The sequence below is a fragment of the Sideroxydans sp. genome (assembly GCF_054604835.1).
In genome coordinates this window covers 37157-54246 of the sequence record NZ_JBTSFG010000004.1, presented here as the reverse complement: position 1 = coordinate 54246, position 17090 = coordinate 37157, and the positions used below count along the sequence as shown (strand labels likewise).

18 protein-coding genes are annotated in these 17090 nt (G+C 57.9%); 9 read left to right on the top strand and 9 right to left on the bottom strand.

All coding sequences use genetic code 11. The features are described 5' to 3' along the window. Positions 1 to 20: 20 nt before the first annotated feature. The 3 genes from ftsZ (at position 21) to ACYCZ5_RS07730 (ending at position 2389) form a co-directional block, all read left to right on the top strand. Positions 21 to 1181 (top strand): cell division protein FtsZ, encoded by a 1161-nt coding sequence (ftsZ, locus tag ACYCZ5_RS07740; protein WP_461544221.1) that lies wholly within the window; start codon positions 21 to 23, stop codon positions 1179 to 1181. 86 nt (positions 1182 to 1267) lie between these two features. Then, the gene (lpxC, locus tag ACYCZ5_RS07735) at positions 1268 to 2179 is read left to right on the top strand and encodes a UDP-3-O-acyl-N-acetylglucosamine deacetylase (RefSeq protein ID WP_461544220.1); all 912 of its coding nucleotides are present in this window, start codon (positions 1268 to 1270) and stop codon (positions 2177 to 2179) included. Positions 2180 to 2191: 12 nt separating this feature from the next. Continuing rightward, positions 2192 to 2389, top strand: coding sequence for a hypothetical protein (locus tag ACYCZ5_RS07730; protein ID WP_461544219.1), 198 nt, complete (start codon positions 2192 to 2194; stop codon positions 2387 to 2389). Here ACYCZ5_RS07730 and ACYCZ5_RS07725 read toward each other — a convergent pair. Then, positions 2386 to 2808 carry a DciA family protein gene (locus ACYCZ5_RS07725; RefSeq protein WP_461544218.1) on the bottom strand — a complete coding sequence of 141 codons (423 nt, stop codon included), beginning with the start codon at positions 2806 to 2808 and terminating at the stop codon, positions 2386 to 2388. The genes ACYCZ5_RS07730 and ACYCZ5_RS07725 overlap by 4 nt on opposite strands. A gap of 32 nt (positions 2809 to 2840) precedes the next feature. Here ACYCZ5_RS07725 and ACYCZ5_RS07720 point away from each other — a divergent pair, with 32 nt between their 5' ends. The 6 genes from ACYCZ5_RS07720 to ACYCZ5_RS07695 all read left to right on the top strand — a co-directional run bounded on the left by ACYCZ5_RS07720 (position 2841) and on the right by ACYCZ5_RS07695 (position 10132). Then, positions 2841 to 3764 carry a M23 family metallopeptidase gene (locus ACYCZ5_RS07720; RefSeq protein ID WP_461544217.1) on the top strand — a complete coding sequence of 308 codons (924 nt, stop codon included), beginning with the start codon at positions 2841 to 2843 and terminating at the stop codon, positions 3762 to 3764. An 83-nt stretch (positions 3765 to 3847) separates the two neighbouring features. Further along, entirely contained in the window at positions 3848 to 6562 is a 2715-nt protein-coding gene (gene secA / locus ACYCZ5_RS07715) for a preprotein translocase subunit SecA (RefSeq protein ID WP_461544216.1), read from the top strand. 22 nt (positions 6563 to 6584) lie between these two features. Continuing rightward, the gene (locus ACYCZ5_RS07710) at positions 6585 to 7082 is read left to right on the top strand and encodes a Crp/Fnr family transcriptional regulator (protein ID WP_461544215.1); all 498 of its coding nucleotides are present in this window, start codon (positions 6585 to 6587) and stop codon (positions 7080 to 7082) included. 7 nt (positions 7083 to 7089) lie between these two features. Then, entirely contained in the window at positions 7090 to 8307 is a 1218-nt protein-coding gene (gene argJ / locus ACYCZ5_RS07705; protein ID WP_461544214.1) for a bifunctional glutamate N-acetyltransferase/amino-acid acetyltransferase ArgJ, read from the top strand. Positions 8308 to 8337: 30 nt separating this feature from the next. Next, positions 8338 to 9201: an ATP-binding protein gene (locus tag ACYCZ5_RS07700; RefSeq protein ID WP_461544213.1), complete on the top strand. Its 864-nt coding sequence runs from the start codon at positions 8338 to 8340 to the stop codon at positions 9199 to 9201. Continuing rightward, positions 9188 to 10132: a Nudix family hydrolase gene (locus ACYCZ5_RS07695; RefSeq protein ID WP_461544212.1), complete on the top strand. Its 945-nt coding sequence runs from the start codon at positions 9188 to 9190 to the stop codon at positions 10130 to 10132. The genes ACYCZ5_RS07700 and ACYCZ5_RS07695 overlap by 14 nt, the downstream gene beginning before the upstream one ends. On the opposite strand, the gene ACYCZ5_RS07690 is transcribed toward ACYCZ5_RS07695, so the two are convergent. From ACYCZ5_RS07690 to lgt, 8 genes are all read right to left on the bottom strand, one after another. After that, entirely contained in the window at positions 10114 to 10299 is a 186-nt protein-coding gene (locus tag ACYCZ5_RS07690) for a DNA gyrase inhibitor YacG (protein WP_461544211.1), read from the bottom strand. The two genes, ACYCZ5_RS07695 and ACYCZ5_RS07690, sit on opposite strands and share 19 nt — an antisense overlap. Beyond that, entirely contained in the window at positions 10296 to 11054 is a 759-nt protein-coding gene (gene zapD / locus ACYCZ5_RS07685; protein WP_461544210.1) for a cell division protein ZapD, read from the bottom strand. Before zapD ends, ACYCZ5_RS07690 begins: the two co-directional genes overlap by 4 nt. A gap of 71 nt (positions 11055 to 11125) precedes the next feature. Beyond that, the gene (gene coaE / locus ACYCZ5_RS07680) at positions 11126 to 11722 is read right to left on the bottom strand and encodes a dephospho-CoA kinase (protein ID WP_461544209.1); all 597 of its coding nucleotides are present in this window, start codon (positions 11720 to 11722) and stop codon (positions 11126 to 11128) included. Continuing rightward, positions 11719 to 12582: a prepilin peptidase gene (locus tag ACYCZ5_RS07675; RefSeq protein WP_461544208.1), complete on the bottom strand. Its 864-nt coding sequence runs from the start codon at positions 12580 to 12582 to the stop codon at positions 11719 to 11721. The genes coaE and ACYCZ5_RS07675 overlap by 4 nt, the downstream gene beginning before the upstream one ends. 51 nt (positions 12583 to 12633) lie before the next feature. Further along, a complete protein-coding gene (locus tag ACYCZ5_RS07670) occupies positions 12634 to 13848 on the bottom strand; it encodes a type II secretion system F family protein (protein WP_461544207.1) in 1215 nt (404 codons plus the stop codon). 122 nt (positions 13849 to 13970) lie between these two features. Next, positions 13971 to 15260: an HlyC/CorC family transporter gene (locus tag ACYCZ5_RS07665; protein ID WP_461544206.1), complete on the bottom strand. Its 1290-nt coding sequence runs from the start codon at positions 15258 to 15260 to the stop codon at positions 13971 to 13973. Positions 15261 to 15323: 63 nt separating this feature from the next. Continuing rightward, positions 15324 to 16292 (bottom strand): phospholipase A, encoded by a 969-nt coding sequence (locus ACYCZ5_RS07660; protein WP_461544205.1) that lies wholly within the window; start codon positions 16290 to 16292, stop codon positions 15324 to 15326. Further along, positions 16289 to 17077 carry a prolipoprotein diacylglyceryl transferase gene (gene lgt, locus ACYCZ5_RS07655; protein ID WP_461544204.1) on the bottom strand — a complete coding sequence of 263 codons (789 nt, stop codon included), beginning with the start codon at positions 17075 to 17077 and terminating at the stop codon, positions 16289 to 16291. Before lgt ends, ACYCZ5_RS07660 begins: the two co-directional genes overlap by 4 nt. Positions 17078 to 17090: the final 13 nt, after the last annotated feature.

The following is a 17090-nucleotide window of genomic DNA, read 5'->3' as shown; positions in this document are numbered from 1 at the left end:
TATCAACTTTAAGGAGAAAAATGATGGCTTTCGAACTGTTGGATGCACAACCGCAAGGCGCGGTGATCAAGGTGGTGGGCGTGGGCGGCTGCGGCGGCAATGCGGTCGATCACATGATCGAACAGGGGGTGCAAGGGGTCGAGTTCATAACCATCAATACCGATGCGCAGGCATTAAAACGCAGCAAAGCACGCGTGCAGTTGCAGATCGGATCGGCGCTGACCAAGGGTCTGGGAGCAGGTGCCAAGCCGCAGATCGGCCAGGCCGCAGCGGAAGAAGACCGCGAGCGCATCGCTGAGATCATCAGCGGAGCGAACATGGTGTTCATCACCGCCGGCATGGGCGGCGGCACGGGTACCGGTGCCGCACCTATCGTGGCGCAGGTGGCCAAGGAGATGGGCATCCTGACCGTGGCAGTCGTCACCAAACCGTTCGTGTTCGAAGGCAAACGTATGGCAATCGCACAGCAGGGCATCGAAGAATTGGCGGCCTATGTCGATTCACTGATCATCGTGCCGAATGCAAAGCTGATGGAAGTCCTCGGCGGCAAGACGACCATGCCGGCAGCCTACAAGGCGTCCAATGGGGTGCTGCATGGCGCGGTGGCCGGCATCGCGGAAGTAATCAATGTGCCGGGCATGATTAACGTGGACTTTGCCGACGTATGCACAGTGATGTCCGAGAACGGTATGGCGATGATGGGGTCTGCTGCGGCGTCTGGTGAGAACCGTGCGCAACGTGCGGCAGAGCAAGCCATCGCCAGCCCGCTGCTGGAGGATGTGGATCTGACCGGTGCGCGCGGTGTTCTGGTCAACGTGACGTCTAGCAGCGAGATCACGCTGGAGGAGTTCCATGAAGTGATGAACTGCTTCCAGTTCGCGGCTTCCGAAGCGACAGTGATCGTCGGCTCCGTGTTCGACGAGAACATGGGCGATGAACTGCGCGTGACCATCGTTGCGACCGGCTTGGGCGAGATCCGCAAGCCGCAGACAAGACCGGTGCTGGTACCGCAGGCCCAGTTGCGTACCGGTACGCATGATGCGCCCATGGTCGATTTCAGCGAGTTGGACATGCCGGCAGTGATGCGCAGCGGACGTCATCGCGAGGCAGTGGAGGCGATGAAACAGTCCGGTGTCGAGACGCTGGATATCCCGTCTTTCCTGCGTAAACAGGCGGACTGAGCAAGACGTGATCGCCGGTGGGGCAGGGGCGGGCCGTTGCTGCGGCCTGTGCTAAACTCGTCAGCGTATCAGTCGGGAAAACAGGAATGGTCAAACAGCGCACATTGAAGACGGTGGTCGAAGCGACCGGTGTCGGCTTGCATACCGGCGAGAAGGTCTATCTGACCTTGCGTCCCGCAGCCGTCGACAGCGGCATCGTGTTCCGCCGCGTGGATCTGCCGCAGTCGTCGGACATCCGTGCCGAAGCACATGCGGTGCATGACACGCGCCTGTCTACCTGTCTGGAGGCGAAGGGTGCACGCGTGGCGACGGTCGAACACTTGATGTCGGCCTTGGCCGGTTTGGGTATCGATAACGCCATCGTCGAACTGACCAGCCCAGAGTTGCCGATCATGGACGGAAGTGCGGGTACTTTTATCTTCCTGCTGCAATCGGCCGGCATCGTCGAGCAGGATGCCCCCAAGAAATTCATCCGTATCAAAAAGACTGTCGAAGTAAAAGACGGGGATAAGTGGGTGCGTTTCGAGCCGTTCAACGGCTACAAGCTGAGCTTTACCATCAATTTCGCCCATCCGGTATTCGCCAATACCAAGCAGAACGTCGTGGTCGACCTGGGCGAGCATTCCTATATAAAGGAAGTCAGCCGGGCACGTACCTTCGGCTTCATGCAGGATGTGGAGAACATGCGCGCGCAGGGCTTGGCATTGGGCGGCAATCTGGACAATGCCATCGTGATGGACGAGTACCGTGTGATCAATCCGGATGGATTGCGTTTCGAGGATGAGTTCGTCAAGCACAAGGTGCTGGACGCCATCGGCGATCTGTACCTGCTGGGTCACCCGCTGATTGGGGCTTTTTCCGGCTACAAATCCGGACACGCATTGAACAACGCCCTCTGTCGCGCCTTGCTGGCGGACGAGACGGCATGGGAATTCGTCACATTCACCAAGGCCGAAGAGGCGCCGGACTTTTTGCGCCTGCAACTGCAGCCGGTCTGATCCGGGGCCGGTATGCTGATCCGACTGGTTTTGTTGCTGTCGGCGCTGTTGTTGGCTGTCTCGGGTCTGGCCTATCTGTTCACGCGAGACCTGCGATACCTGACTTTAATCAGCCATATCGTGCGTTTTCTGCTGTTTTTGCTGCTGGTATTTGCGGTGCTGTACGCGCTGGAGCGCTTCGGGTTGGTCGCTTGGCGCGTCTTTGTTTAGCGTCTTTTGTGGGCCAGACGTTCAATGGCTGATCTCAGCCCACCTTCCGGCAGATCGTGCGCCAGCTCATCCAGAGCAACACGACCTTGTTCCCCCACTTCTCTCGCCGGCAAAGGCGCCGGCGGCGGATTGGCGTTCACTTGCACCTGAGTTTGAATTCCAGTAACCTCGCATCCCCTTGTTCGAAATGAAGAAATCAATTGAGGGGCGAGTTGTTTGAGTTTGCTGGCGATCGCGCCATTGTCGGCAGCCAGAGTCAGATGATTGTTTTCAAACCGCAACACACGGCTACCTTGGACTAAAGAAGGCGGCGCGATGGACCGATATTGATGCTGCAGCCACACGAGCTGGCGTGCTGCTAGTGCAAGTTGCTTCAGTTTTGGATCGGAGTCCAGAAAGTCATTCAGGCGGTTGGGCACAGTCGTTTTGGAATCTCGTAGGGAGTGTATGCATGAATATTATTCTAGTTTCGAACAGTTCTGCAAAAGCACGCAGCCTGACGCTGACCGGTACGCATATGACGCTGGCTGCTTTAGTGGCGCTGGGCCTGTTTGTCGCTGCCGTGTTGATGGCGCAATACGCCATCGTACGTTTCCAGTCCGGCACCATCAGTAATGAGTTGCGCGGCTGGCTGGCCAGTGCGCAGGACGAGGAACTGCGCAAGCAGGAACTGTTCATGCGCCAGAGTCTGGATGCGATGGCGGTGCGTCTGGGCCAGATGCAGGCGCAATTGCAGCGTCTCGATGGTCTGGGTGCGCGTTTGGCCAAGCTGAGCGGTATGAAGCCGCAGGAGTTCTCCTTCGGACAGAAGCCTGCACAGGGCGGTCCATTGCTGACCGTTCCCCCGCAGCAGGATATCTCACTGGAAACCATGATGCGGCAGATGGACGATCTGAATTCGCTGCTGGGGGATAGAAGCGACAAGCTGGTCGCGTTGGAGACCTTGCTGCAGCAGGACAAGCTGGACAAGAAGATGTTGCCATCGGTGGCGCCGATCACGGTGAGCTGGTATTCCTCCAACTTCGGTTGGCGCATCGATCCCTTCACCGGCAAGAACGCGATGCATGAAGGGGTGGACTATATGGTGCCGGCGGGTACGCCAGTGTATGCCTCGGCCGGCGGTGTCGTGGTGTTCGCGGGCTTGCATCCCCAATATGGTAATATGGTCGAGATTGATCACGGTAACCAGATCATCACCCGCTATGCACATGCATCCATGCTGCTGGTCAAGGTCGGCGAGGTCGTACGCCGCGGGCACGAGATCGCAAGAGTCGGCAGCACCGGGCGTTCTACAGGCAATCACCTGCATTTCGAAGTGAGATACAGGGGGGCGGCACAGAATCCGGTGCGCTTCCTGGAAAAAGCAGCCAGTTGAAGCATGTCTCTTTATGGCAGGGGTGAGGTGGGTACCTCACCCTTTTTTATTTGTTCGCAACAATCGTCACAGAAAATACAAGCATGATCTCCAAATTGTTGAAATCCGTCTTCGGTAGCCGCAACGACCGTTTGCTCAAACAATATCGCCAGACTGTCGCGCGCATCAACGCGCTGGAGCCTTCGATCCAGGCGCTGTCTGATGAGGCGTTGCAAGCCAAGACCGCCGAGTTCAAACAACGCGTGGGCAAAGGCGAGACACTGGACGCACTGCTGCCGGAAGCGTTCGCTGTGGTGCGCGAAGGCAGTAGACGCGTGCTGCAGATGCGCCATTTCGATGTCCAGTTGATCGGCGGTATGGTGCTGCATTACGGCAAGATCGCCGAGATGCGCACCGGTGAAGGCAAGACCTTGATGGCGACCCTGCCTGCCTATCTGAATGCCTTGTCAGGCAAGGGCGTGCATGTGGTGACAGTGAACGACTATCTGGCCTCGCGCGACGCGGAGTGGATGGGGCGGCTGTATCGATTCCTCGGCCTGTCTGTAGGTGTCATCCTGTCCAATATGGATCACGGTGACAAGCTGGCCGCCTACAGTTCGGACATCACTTACGGAACCAATAACGAGTTCGGTTTCGACTACCTGCGCGACAACATGGCCGCGCGTGCCGAAGACCGCTTTCAGCACGGACTGAACTTCGCCATCGTGGACGAGGTGGACTCCATCCTGATCGATGAGGCACGTACCCCGCTGATCATCTCCGGACAGGCGGAAGACAATGTCGACATCTATGTGCGGGTCAATGCATTGGCACCCAAGCTGGTTCGTCAGGCTGACGACGAGGCACCCGGCGATTACAGTGTGGATGAGAAGAGCCACCAGATCCTGTTGAGCGAGGCTGGGCATGAGCATGCCGAGCAGTTGCTGTCCCAAGCGGGATTGCTGCCGGAAGGCGGCAGCTTGTATGACCCCGCGAACATCACACTGATCCATCACCTCTACGCGGCTTTGCGTGCGCACAATCTGTTCCATCTGGACCAGCATTACGTGATCCAGGATGGCGAGGTGGTGATCGTCGACGAATTCACCGGGCGCCTGATGGCGGGTCGCCGCTGGTCCGACGGTCTGCATCAGGCGGTGGAGGCCAAGGAAGGCGTGGCGATCCAGAAGGAGAACCAGACGCTGGCCTCCATCACTTTCCAGAACTATTTCCGCATGTACAACCGCTTGTCGGGCATGACCGGCACGGCCGATACTGAGGCGTTCGAGTTCCAGTCCATCTACAGCCTGGAGACGGTCATCGTGCCGCCGCACCGCCCGACCGTGCGTCAGGATCTGATGGATAAGGTGTATCTGACCGCCAAGGAAAAGTATGCCGCCGTCATCGAAGATGTGCGCGACTGTCACAAGCGCGGGCAACCGGTGCTGGTGGGTACCACATCCATCGAGACTTCCGAGTTGTTGTCCGGCCTGATGGAGAAGGCCGGGTTGCCTCACCAAGTGTTGAACGCCAAGCAGCATGCACGCGAGGCGGAGATCGTCGCGCAGGCGGGGCGTCCCGGCATGATCACCATCGCCACCAACATGGCCGGTCGCGGTACCGACATCGTGCTGGGCGGTAATGTCGAAAAGCCGATCGAGTTGGTGCGTATGGACGAGAGTCTGGATGCCGAGACCCGCGAACAGCGCGTGGCGCAGTTGCGTACCGAATGGCAGCCGGTGCATGAACAGGTATTGGCCAGCGGCGGCCTGCACATCATCGGCACTGAACGACACGAGTCGCGCCGGGTAGACAACCAGCTGCGTGGACGTTCCGGCCGGCAGGGCGATCCAGGATCGAGTCGCTTCTATCTGTCGCTGGAAGACTCCTTGCTGCGTATCTTCGCCTCCGACCGTGTGGCGGCGATCATGAACAGGTTCAAGTTGCCGGAAGGCGAAGCCATCGAGCATGTCTGGGTGACGCGCGCCATCGAGAACGCGCAACGCAAGGTTGAAGCCCGCAACTTCGATATGCGTAAACAGATCCTGGAATACGACGATGTTGCCAACGACCAGCGCAAAGTGATCTATCAGCAGCGTGCCGAGTTGCTTGAGAGTACGGATATCACCGAGACGGTGGCTGCCATGCGCGGCGGCGTATTACGTGAACTGGTAGAACTTCATCTGCCTCCCGGCAGCATGGAAGAACAATGGGATGTGCCCGGACTGGAAAAGGCGCTGGCCGCCGAATTCCAGTTGCATCTCCCCGTTGTGGAGTGGATGGAGCAGGACAAGCAACTGGATGCCGAAGGCCTGGCTGTGCGCGTCGCCGAGGCGGCAAGTCGGCAGTATCAGGCCAAGGTCGATCAAGTCAGTGCCGAGGTGATGCATGGCTACGAGCGCATCGTGATGTTGCAGGCTGTGGATCAGCACTGGCGTGAGCATCTGGCTTCGCTGGATCATCTGCGCCAGGGCATCCATCTGCGCGGTTATGCGCAGAAGAACCCCAAGCAGGAATACAAGCGTGAGGCCTTTGAGCTGTTCTCGGCCATGCTGGATGGGATCAAGCGCGATGTGACCCAGACACTGATGAATGTGCAGATACGCAGCGAAGAGGCGGTGCAGGCGGCTGAAGTGTCCCACGCCCCCGAAAATGTGCAGTATCATCACGCGGCCTACGAGGAAGCGCTGGCATCGGGTGGCAATGAGGATGCCGAGCACAAGCCGTTCGTGCGGGGAGGCGAGAAAGTCGGCAGGAACGATCCGTGCCCCTGCGGTTCCGGCAAGAAATACAAACAGTGCCACGGCAAACTGAATTAATAAAAATCTAGGGAGACCAAAGATGGTGACAGATCAAATGATTCTGCAGACTTTGCATAACTCGACACTCACGGAAGAACTGCGCGATGCAGAGATAGAGTCGCTGGGACAGTTGTTCGAAGTGCGCGAGTTCAAGGCGGGTGAGAGTCTGCTGCGCCCGGGCGAGGAAAAGCTGAAGAATTCATTGGTCATGCTGGCCAGCGGTGAAGTCGAAGCGACCGCGAACATCGGCAGCGAACAGGCCACGCTGCATCTTTTGCAGCCGGGCGATCTGGCCGGAATCATCACTTTCGTGGGCGGTAATGTTTCGCAGATCAGTGCCACCATCACCGCTAAAACCGATTGCCAGGTACTGATCCTTGACCGCTGCAAGCTGGAGTCGCTGTTGAATACCCAGCCCGCTATCGTGTATTACGTCATGCGCGGCATCGTGCGCCACACCCATGGCATCGTGCGCCGCATGAACGCCCAGTCGGTCGAGATGACCAACTATCTGTACAAGACCGGCCGTCACCTCTGAAAACATCATGCCGGTGAATCTCACTACGCCCGTCGCGGCACAACTGTTGCCCGTTGCGGGCGTTTCCTTGGGTATCGCAGAAGCGGGTATCAAGCGGGCCAACCGCAAGGATCTGCTGGTCATCAAGCTGGATGACGGCGCGACTGTCGCCGGCGTGTTCACCACCAACCGCTTCTGCGCCGCCCCGGTCACCGTAGCGAAAGAACACCTCGCTGTCGGCAGAGGCGTCCGCGCGCTGGTGGTCAACACCGGCAATGCCAACGCCGGAACGGGCGAGCAGGGCATGAGTGCCGCGCGCACTACCTGCGCCGAACTGGCCAAGCTGCTGGGGTGCGCTCCAGAGCAGGTGCTGCCCTATTCCACCGGTGTCATCATGGAACCGCTGCCTGTCGACAAGATCGTCGCCGGCATGCCGCAAGCCATCGCCGATCTCAAGGTTGATAACTGGTATGACGCCGCTCATGCCATCATGACTACCGACATCGTCGCCAAGGCTGTGTCTCGTCAGGTACAGATCGGCGGCAGAACCGTCACTGTCACGGGCATCTCCAAAGGCTCCGGCATGATCCACCCCAACATGGCGACCATGCTGGGCTACATCGCGACCGATGCCGTGATCGAGCAGCCTTTGCTGCAAGAGATGGTGCGTGATGCCGCGAACAAGTCTTTCAATTGCATCACTGTGGACGGCGATACATCCACCAACGACGCATTGATGCTGATCGCGACCGGCAAGAGCGGTGCGCAGATCGCCGCTAGTGAACGCGCGGCGATGCAGGCTGTCATCACCGATGTGGCCACTGTGTTGGCCCAGGCGATCGTGCGCGACGGCGAAGGCGCGACCAAATTCATCACCATCAAGGTCGAAGGTGGTAAGGACGAAGCCGAGTGCAAAAAGATCGGCTACGCCATTGCACACTCTCCTTTGGTTAAAACGGCATTCTTCGCTTCCGATCCCAACCTCGGGCGCATCCTCGCCGCGATCGGCTACGCGGGCGTGGGTGATCTCAATGTCGCGACATTGAAACTCTATCTTGATGACGTGCTGGTGGCTGAGAACGGTGGCCGTGCCGCGAGCTACCAGGAAGAGGATGGTGCACGCGTGATGCAGCAGAGCGACATTACCATTCGCGTGGTGCTGAACCGCGGGGCGGTTGATGCGACGCTGTGGACGTGCGACTTCTCTTACGATTACGTGAAGATCAACGCGAGCTACAGAAGTTGATTTGCAGCTCCCGCACGGGGGAAGTGTTCTATGGATAAGTTGGACAAGTTTCTCTCCCGTGCCGAAGGCTTGCTAGTTCGCCTGGAAAATATCCTGCCCGGCGCACAGCCGCAAGCGCCCGATTGGCAATCTGCCGCCGCATTCCGCTGGGACCACCAGCAACGCACGTTACATCCCGTTTTGAATTTCCAGCGTATCGTGCTTTCCGACCTGCTCGGCATAGACGAGCAGAAACAACGCATCCAACAGAACACGCAGCAATTCGTGCGCGGTGGCACGGCGAACAACGTGCTGTTGTCTGGCGCGCGCGGCACGGGAAAATCCTCTCTCGTAAAAGCCCTGTTGAACGAATATGCGGGGCAAGGCCTGCGTGTCATCCAGATCGACAAACAGGGGCTGATCGACTTGTCGTACATCGTCGCTCTGGTTCAGGGGCGCGCCGAGCGCTTCATCCTGTATTGCGACGATCTCTCCTTCAATACCGACGAACCCGGTTACCAGTCGCTCAAGGCGGCGCTGGACGGAGATCTGGTTGCGTTCTCCGACAACCTGCTCATCTACGCGACCTCCAATCGCCGCCACTTGATGCCCGACTCCATGCAGGACAACCTCGCCACTAGATATGCGGGTGATGAAGTTCACCCCGCGGAAAGTGTGGAGGAAAAGGTCTCGCTGTCCGAGCGTTTCGGTCTGTGGGTGTCCTTCTACCCGTTCTCCCAGGAAGAGTATCTGGCGGTGGCAGCCCATTGGTTGAAGCATCATGGATGGAGGCAGATCATGTCTGATGAGGTGCGCACTGCTGCGCTGCAGTGGTCATTGATGCGCGGTTCGCGCAGCGGCCGGGTGGCGGGGCAATTCGCGCGCGACTGGTGCGGGCAGCATGTCAAAAGATAAGTTCGTAGAAGTCTCCGCTGCGGTCCTGCAGCGTCCCGATGGCAGTTTTCTCCTTGCACAACGTCCTTCGGACAAGATATGGTCAGGCTACTGGGAATTCCCCGGTGGCAAGGTGGAGGCCGGAGAGACTGCACATCATGCATTGGTGCGCGAGCTGTACGAGGAACTCGGTATCACCGTGCAGACCGCCTATCCCTGGCTCACCCGTGTGTTCACCTATCCGCACGCGACCGTGCGCCTGAGTTTCTTTCGCGTGACAGCATGGACGGGCGAGTTGCATCCGCATGAGGGCCAGCAGTTCGCATGGCTGCATCCGGGGGCGACGAACGTCGCCCCGATCCTGCCGGCGAATGCACCGATCTTGCGTGCGCTGGAGCTGCCTGCTTTTTATGCCATCAGCAATGTTGCCGAGCTTGGCGTGGCGGCATTCATGGCGAGCCTTCAGGCCAGACTGGATGAAGGCTTGAAGCTCGTTCAGTTGCGTGAAAAGAACCTGTCAGGCGCAGCGTTGCATTCCCTGGCACAGCAGGTGGTGGCACTTGCACACTCCTGCGGTGCAAAGGTGTTGCTCAATGGCGATGTGGCGCTGGTGCAAGAGGTGGGAGCGGACGGTGTGCAACTGACCTCGGCTCAGCTGGCGTCGTTACCGCAGCGCCCGGACGTGGATTGGTGTGCGGCCTCATGCCACGGCATCGAAGAATTGCGCCGTGCAGAGATGCTGGGTTGCGACTTCGCTTTGCTGTCGCCGGTGTTGCCGACACAGTCGCATCCGGGGGCGGTGCATCTGGGGTGGGATAAGTTCGCGGCGATAGCAGCTGAAACAACGATCCCGGTGTATGCCTTGGGTGGTTTGAAACAGGATGATATGCAGTCTGCATGGGAGCACGGCGCCCATGGCATCGCGCTACTGCGTCAGGCTTGGGGATCCTGATCGCCTGCATCCCTTTCGCGTTGCTCGACGCGGTATTCTTCGTTGGCCCATTTTCCCAGATCGATAAGACGGCATCGCTCGCTGCAAAAGGGGCGGAAGCGGTTACTTGTGTCCCATGCATGTTCTTTGCCGCATGTCGGGCAAGTGACGATGAGCGGCTTGCTCATTGCAAAGAACAAAAGACCAGGCTGAAATCCACGTCGTGTTCGTAGAGTGTGGTCTTGGCGCTGAAGTTGGCTGAGATGAAGCGGATGTTCAGCGCGTACTTGTTGGCGCTGATCTCGGGGATGCAGGGCAGTTCGCTATCCAGCGTGACGCACAGCAATTGCGCGACTTTACCGCCCTGCATCTGCTGGAAAGTGCCGTTGTGGGCGGTGAAGCGATGATGGCGGCCGCTCTCGCGCAACAGTTTGAGCATGATGTCGATACCATCCTTGAGCGGCAGCAATGGTGCCAGCCAGCTGTCCAGATCGCTGCGGCGCTTTTGCACGGATTGATTCTGCCAGTAGTGATACGAGGGAAGATCGAACTCGCACACGCCTCCTGGAATGACCGCGCGCTGCTTGATGCCCATCAGCCATTCGTTGTCACGCAAATGCTGGCCGATCTTGCCTGATATCTCCAGCAGTCGGCTACAGTCGGCTTCTATCTCGTTCAGGATGGCATCCAGCGCATCTTCGGATATGGCAGGATTGTTATGCAAGGTATTGAGCGACTTTCTCTGGCGCTCCAGTTCCTGCAAGAGATCGGATTTCAGGTCAGCACGGCTGGCGACTTCAAGTATCTCGAATAACACCGCGAGCGCCGCGTGATGATCTTCGCAGTCTTCGCGCGAGATGAAGCGATGGATGCGCGAGAACAGATCCTCCAGGCGCAACAGGGTGCGCACACGTTCGTTCAACGGGAATTCGTAGCTGATCACTTTTCGGATGTTTGAGGCGGTGTACTTTGGGCGAAAGATTATAGGCCGAGCCGGATATCGTCAAATGCTTTTCAGCGTTCTGCCAGACGCTTATGCAATTCGGCTACACGTTCTTTGAGTTGTTCCAGACTGCCGTCGTTCAGGATGGCCTCATCCGCATGTTGTAGCCGACTGGCTCGGTCCATCTGCTGTGCCATGATCGCGCGCACCATCGATTCATCCAGTGCGCTGCGCTGCAAGGTGCGGGCGACCTGCTGTTCTGCAGGGCAATCCACGACGATCACACCGTTCAGCCAATCGCGATAGCGTGCGCTTTCGAACAGCAACGGTACGACGACCAAAGTATATGGGGCCTCGGTCGGTGAGCGCGCGTCAGACTTGGCCTGCTCCAGGATCAAGGGGTGCAGGATGGCTTGCAGTCTTTGCTTGGCATCCATGTCGGAGAACACCAGTGCTCTCATCTTGGCGCGATCGAGCGCGCCATCCTTGTCGAGGTAAGTGTCACCGAACACTTGTTGAATGGCTGGTAATGCCAAGCCGTTCGCGTCGGTCAATCTGTGGGATATCTCGTCGGTATCGACGATGCGCGCTCCAAGCTCTTCAAGCAGTTTGGCAACGGTGCTCTTTCCACTGCCTATGCCGCCAGTCAAGCCGTAACAGGTGTTCACGGCGCTGACAGCAGTTGCAGGTAGCTTTGGGTCAAGGGTTGGCCCCAGAATAATGCGATCAGGCCGCCTCCGGCCAGATAAGGGCCGAAGGGGATAGGGATGTTGCGGCCTTGTTTCGCGATGACGATCAGGGCGATGCCGACCACGGCACCGACCAGTGAGGACAGCAGGATGGTCAATGGCAACATGGTCCAGCCCAGCCATGCGCCTATGGCAGCCAGCAGTTTGAAGTCGCCGTAGCCCATGCCTTCCTTGCCGGTCACCAGTTTGAACAGCCAGTACACGCTCCACAACACAAGATAGCCGGCTACAGCGCCAACGACCGCATTGGTGAGTGAGGTGAAAGTGTCATTGATATTGAGCAGCAGTCCCAGCCAGAGCAAGGGCAGAGTGATGGCGTCTGGTAGCAACTGGGTATCGAAGTCGATGAAGGTGAGCGCGATGAGTGCCCAGATCATGATCAGGGCCGCGCCGGTCGCGAGGCCGAAGCCGAAGTGCCAGGCGGCATATGCAGAAAGTATTCCGCTTAGAATCTCGACGATAGGGTAGCGTGCCGAGATGTGTGCCTCGCATCCCTTGCATCTCCCCCGCAGCATCAGATAACTAAGGACAGGGATGTTCTCCATTGCACCGATGGCGTGTTGGCAATGCGGACAGGCGGAGCGCGGCACGATCAGGTTGTAGGGTGCACTTTCCGGAATCGATTCGCCGGATAGTTCGGCGCATTGCGCATGCCACTCGCGTTCCATCATCTTGGGCAGACGGTGTATGACGACGTTGAGAAAACTGCCGACCATCAGGCCCAGCAGGCCGCAAACAGTCACGAACAATGCAGGATTATCTTGCAGCAATTGGATCATCTGAACGTCTTCTGAGAGTGGGCGCGGCGGTATGCCGCGCCGGATCGTGCGTTAAACCACTTGGCCCATCTTGAAGATCGGCAGATACATGGCGATCACCATACCGCCGATGAGCGTACCCAGCACCACCATGATGATGGGCTCCATCAGGCTGGAAAGGGCTTCCACCGCTTCATCGACTTCCGCTTCGAAGAAGTCTGCGACTTTTGAAAGCATCGAGTCGATCGAGCCGGACTCTTCGCCGATGGCAACCATCTGCAGCACCATGGCCGGGAAGGCATTGGTGTTGATCATGGCGGCATTCAAGCTGCTGCCGGAGGTGACTTCACGCTGGATCTGCTTGGTGGCGTCGTAATACACCGCGTTACCCGATGCGCCTGCCACCGAGTCAAAAGCTTCGACCAGCGGTACACCGGCCGCGAACATGGTGGATAGCGTACGCGTCCAGCGCGCGATAGTGGCTTTGCGTACCAAAGGGCCGAATATGGGAATCTTGAGCATGATCTGGTCCATCACGCGCTGCATCTTCTTGTTGCGTTTCCATGCATAAAAGAAGCCGTAGAGGGTGCCGCCGACGATACTGAAGATGGCCCACCACCACGCCACGAAGAAATCCGAGATCGCCATCACCACCAGCGTGGGGGCGGGCAGATCGGCACCGAAGCTGCTGAACAACTCCTTGAAGGCAGGGATGACGAAGATCATGATGATCGCGGTGATGATGAAGGCCACCGCGATAATGGAAACCGGATAGAACAAAGCGGATTTGATCTTGCCCTTGATGGCCTGGATCTTCTCCTTGTAGGAAGCCAATCTATCCAGCAGGGTATCCAGGATACCCGCCGCTTCACCGGCGCCGATCAGGTTGCAGAACAGGTCGTCGAAATATAGCGGGTATTTGCGAAAGGCTTGTTCGAGACTGCTGCCCGTTTCGATGTCGGTCTTGATCGCCATCAGCAAGTGGGAGACTGCAGGGTTGTCATGCCCTTTGCCAACGATATCGAAAGCTTGCAGGAGTGGCACGCCGGACTTCAGCATGGTGGCAAGCTGGCGGGTGAACAGGGTGATGTCCTTTTCGCTGACCGAGCCTTTCCCCTGCGAACTCTTCTTGACCTTGCTGACCTTGATGCCCTGACGGCGCAGGTGAGCGGATACAGTAGCCTCGCCGGGCGCGCGCATCTCCCCTTTCACGGTTTTGCCGGATTTGTCTTTGCCTTCCCAGTGATACAGTGTTTCTTTGACCTTCTCGGTTTTTTCGATAGCCATCTTTTTCCTCGACTGGAATGCTGCGCGGACAGAGTTTGGGTTGATTATGAGCGCTACTCTAAACGTGCCGGATTATAAAGGCTTTTTGCATCATGCATGGCATTGCCCACTTTGTAAAGTAATCAAGCCTTTGCCGTACGCTTGCTTGATTGCGGGGGAAATATCCGGGCGACCTTGATGGCTCTGTCCTGTGTCTGGATGATTTCGATAGGATAGTCCCCGATCTTCATGCTGGTACCCGCCTCAGGAATGTCCTCCAGATGTTCCAGGATCAGACCATTGAGCGTCTTGGCACCTTTCAAGGGGAAATGCATACCCAGTTTCCGATTCAGGTCGCGCAGGCTGCTGCCGCCTTCGAGCATATAACTGCCGTCATCCTGTTTCAGGTATTTCCCGCCATGAGCCGGGGATTGGGTCGTGAAATCGCCGACGATCTCCTCCAGGATGTTCTCCAGCGTGACCAGGCCAAGCAGTTCGCCATATTCATCGACCACTAGGCCGAGGCGGGACTGGCGTTCCTGGAATTGCTGCAATTGCTTCAGGAGTGGCGTTTCGGAAGGGATGAAGTAGGGTGTATGCAGTATCTCGCGAAGTTGGGCGGGATCCAGCACTTCTTCCTGCAACAGCGAGAGCACGCGTTTAATGTGCAGGATGCCGATGATGTTGCTCGGGGAGTGCTCATATACCGGTAGCAGCGTATGGTGGCTGGTGATGATCTGGCGTTTCAAATCTTCCGACTCGGCTGCGAAATCCAGTGACTCGATCTGGTTGCGGGGAATCATTACATCGTTCACCGTGATGCGTTCCAGATCGACCAGATTGAGCAGCATCTTCTGATGTTTGTGCGGCAAGTAATGATCGGCTTCAAGGACCATGGAGCGCAACTCCTCCAGCGTGGCCCGAGACCGGCTCTGGTCGGTCAATAGCTTGATACCGAACAGGCGTAGCAGGTTCTTGACAAGCAGGCCGGCGACCCAGACGACGGGATGGAACAGCGTGATCAATGGCGAAAGGAGATAACTCGCGGGCAGGGCCAGCTTTTCCGGGTAGCTGGCAGCCAGTACTTTTGGGGTGATCTCGCTGAACACTAGCAAGGCGAAGGTGAGTGCGAGGGTGCCCAGCAGGATGGCCAGATCGTCCTGCCCGTATATTCTCAATACGATGATGTTGGCTACAGCGGCGGCAGCCACATTGACCAGTGTGTTGCCGAACAGGATGGAGCCGAGCAGCTTGTCCACCTTGCCTAGCAGGTGGTTGACCAGCTTTGCGCTGCGGTTTCCCTTGCGCATCAGTGTGTTAAGGCGATAGCGATTGATCGCCATCATGCTGGTTTCGGAACCGGAGAAGAAAGCACTGCAGATCAGCAGGACGATCAGGATGCCGAATAGCGCGCCCAGTGAGATGTCATCCAAAACGGCACACCTTGTTGAAGAATGGAGCGAGAGTATCGGTGAGGGAGTCCGGCAGTGTCAACTTCACCAGTCCTTGAATGTCAGCCCGAAAGCGAAGCTTGTCTGGTTGTGGTTGTAGTCTATGAGGTTCTGTCCATAGCCTGTGGCCAGCTGCAGACTCAGATGGGATAGATGCCAGTAGCGCACCGGTGTAGACCAGTCCAGCTGCAGATAGCCGCGCGGTTGGCCAAAGGAAAGATTGCTGCGTGCCAGCAGCGTCACTTCATCATCCGAATCGGGTGACCAGTGCGCTTCCAGTTCTGCTCTGCCCAGATATTGCTGGATATCGGGATTGTCATCATTGATGGCCGATTCAGGAAAGCGCCACCAGCCTCTTGCCAACAGGTAATAGTCGCCGTATTCCCATCCGCCCTGTGCATAGATCTTGTTCCAGCTGCGTGACAGGTAATCGCCGCGGCCGTTTGATTGATGCGAAATGCCGATGTTCAATAATCTCCAGCCGTCGCCATGCCCGGTACCGAAAGTGCCGATGAGTTCGGGTTCATAGTTGGTCTCCCGGAACGGGGAAGACTGGCTGCCGTTGAATAATTGCCAATACGACTGCTGAGTGAAGCCTGCCCACAGACGGAAATTTTGGAACCCTAGCAGATCCAATTCGCGGAAATTGCCAATCTCGGATTTCGCACTGAACTGGAACTTCAGTTCGTTCGGCTGGTATGTGTGCGGCGTCGAGGCTGGGTGTGCTGGTGATGCAGGCTGCGCATTGATGCGGGAGGTGTGATGCACCATCAGGCGGTTGGCGCGATAAGGTTCCAGCCTGCGCACCCCGGCGGAGTCCGGATTACCGAGGCCGTCCAGATCCCATGCGCGAGTAAGCGCAGAGCGCTGGATATAGCGGTGTCCCGTGAGCTTGTCATAACAAGCGAGGCGCTCGAGCTCCTGTTCGACGGTGGCGCAAGTCTTCCAGTTGGGCGCCGCCGCATGCGCAGTGCCCGCGATAGCCAGGGTGAGCGCGAGCAGAATGGGTCTCATGGCGTGTGTTTCGAGCCTGCTCGTTTCATCAACCAGATGCCAGCCAGCACCATCGGCAGACTCAGCCATTGCCCCATGCTCACGCCGAACGTCATCAAGCCGAAGATGCCATCATCGGGATTGCGTGTGAACTCCCCAAGGAAGCGGAAGCTGCCATAGCCGATCAAGAACAGTCCCGACACCGCACCGACCGGGCGGGGTTTGCCGGAGAACCACCAGAGCAGCGCGAACAGCGCGATGCCCTCCAGCGCGAATTCGTATAACTGGGAAGGGTGACGTGCCAGATTGTCTACATGCGGGAACACCATTCCCCATGGCATGTCGGTCGGCCTTCCCCACAATTCTCCGTTGATGAAGTTGCCGAGTCGGCCGAGGGCCAAGCCGGGCGGCACCAGCGGGGCTATGAAATCCATCAGCGCCAGCCATTCCAGCTTGCGACTGCGGGCAAAAATGGCCATGGCGACCAGCACACCCAGAAATCCACCGTGGAAGGACATGCCGCCTTCCCATACCGCCAATATCTTCAGCGGGTGGGAGAAGTAATAGCCGGGGGCATAGAACAGCACCTCGCCCAAACGCCCGCCCAGTATCACGCCCAGCACACCATAGAACAGCAGGTCATCCAGAAGTTTTGCATCCCAGGCCGGCCGGTTCATCGCTTGCAAACGTTTGCGACCCAGCCAGATGAAGGCGGCAAAGCCGAGCAGATACATCAGGCCATACCAGTGGATGCCGAAAGGGCCGAGCTGCAGAGCGACGGGGTCGAATTGGGGATGAACGAGCATAGCCTCAGATAGG

Bases quoted from the DNA above. Each gene is read 5' to 3' on its own strand.
- ftsZ (WP_461544221.1), top strand. From the start codon at position 21: ATGATGGCTTTCGAACTGTTGGATGCACAACCGCAAGGCGCGGTGATC.
- lpxC (WP_461544220.1), top strand. From the start codon at position 1,268: ATGGTCAAACAGCGCACATTGAAGACGGTGGTCGAAGCGACCGGTGTC.
- ACYCZ5_RS07730 (WP_461544219.1), top strand. From the start codon at position 2,192: ATGCTGATCCGACTGGTTTTGTTGCTGTCGGCGCTGTTGTTGGCTGTC.
- ACYCZ5_RS07720 (WP_461544217.1), top strand. From the start codon at position 2,841: ATGAATATTATTCTAGTTTCGAACAGTTCTGCAAAAGCACGCAGCCTG.
- secA (WP_461544216.1), top strand. From the start codon at position 3,848: ATGATCTCCAAATTGTTGAAATCCGTCTTCGGTAGCCGCAACGACCGT.
- ACYCZ5_RS07710 (WP_461544215.1), top strand. From the start codon at position 6,585: ATGGTGACAGATCAAATGATTCTGCAGACTTTGCATAACTCGACACTC.
- argJ (WP_461544214.1), top strand. From the start codon at position 7,090: ATGCCGGTGAATCTCACTACGCCCGTCGCGGCACAACTGTTGCCCGTT.
- ACYCZ5_RS07700 (WP_461544213.1), top strand. From the start codon at position 8,338: ATGGATAAGTTGGACAAGTTTCTCTCCCGTGCCGAAGGCTTGCTAGTT.
- ACYCZ5_RS07695 (WP_461544212.1), top strand. From the start codon at position 9,188: ATGTCAAAAGATAAGTTCGTAGAAGTCTCCGCTGCGGTCCTGCAGCGT.
- ACYCZ5_RS07690 (WP_461544211.1), bottom strand. From the start codon at position 10,299: ATGAGCAAGCCGCTCATCGTCACTTGCCCGACATGCGGCAAAGAACAT.
- ACYCZ5_RS07675 (WP_461544208.1), bottom strand. From the start codon at position 12,582: ATGATCCAATTGCTGCAAGATAATCCTGCATTGTTCGTGACTGTTTGC.
- ACYCZ5_RS07670 (WP_461544207.1), bottom strand. From the start codon at position 13,848: ATGGCTATCGAAAAAACCGAGAAGGTCAAAGAAACACTGTATCACTGG.
- ACYCZ5_RS07660 (WP_461544205.1), bottom strand. From the start codon at position 16,292: ATGAGACCCATTCTGCTCGCGCTCACCCTGGCTATCGCGGGCACTGCG.
- lgt (WP_461544204.1), bottom strand. From the start codon at position 17,077: ATGCTCGTTCATCCCCAATTCGACCCCGTCGCTCTGCAGCTCGGCCCT.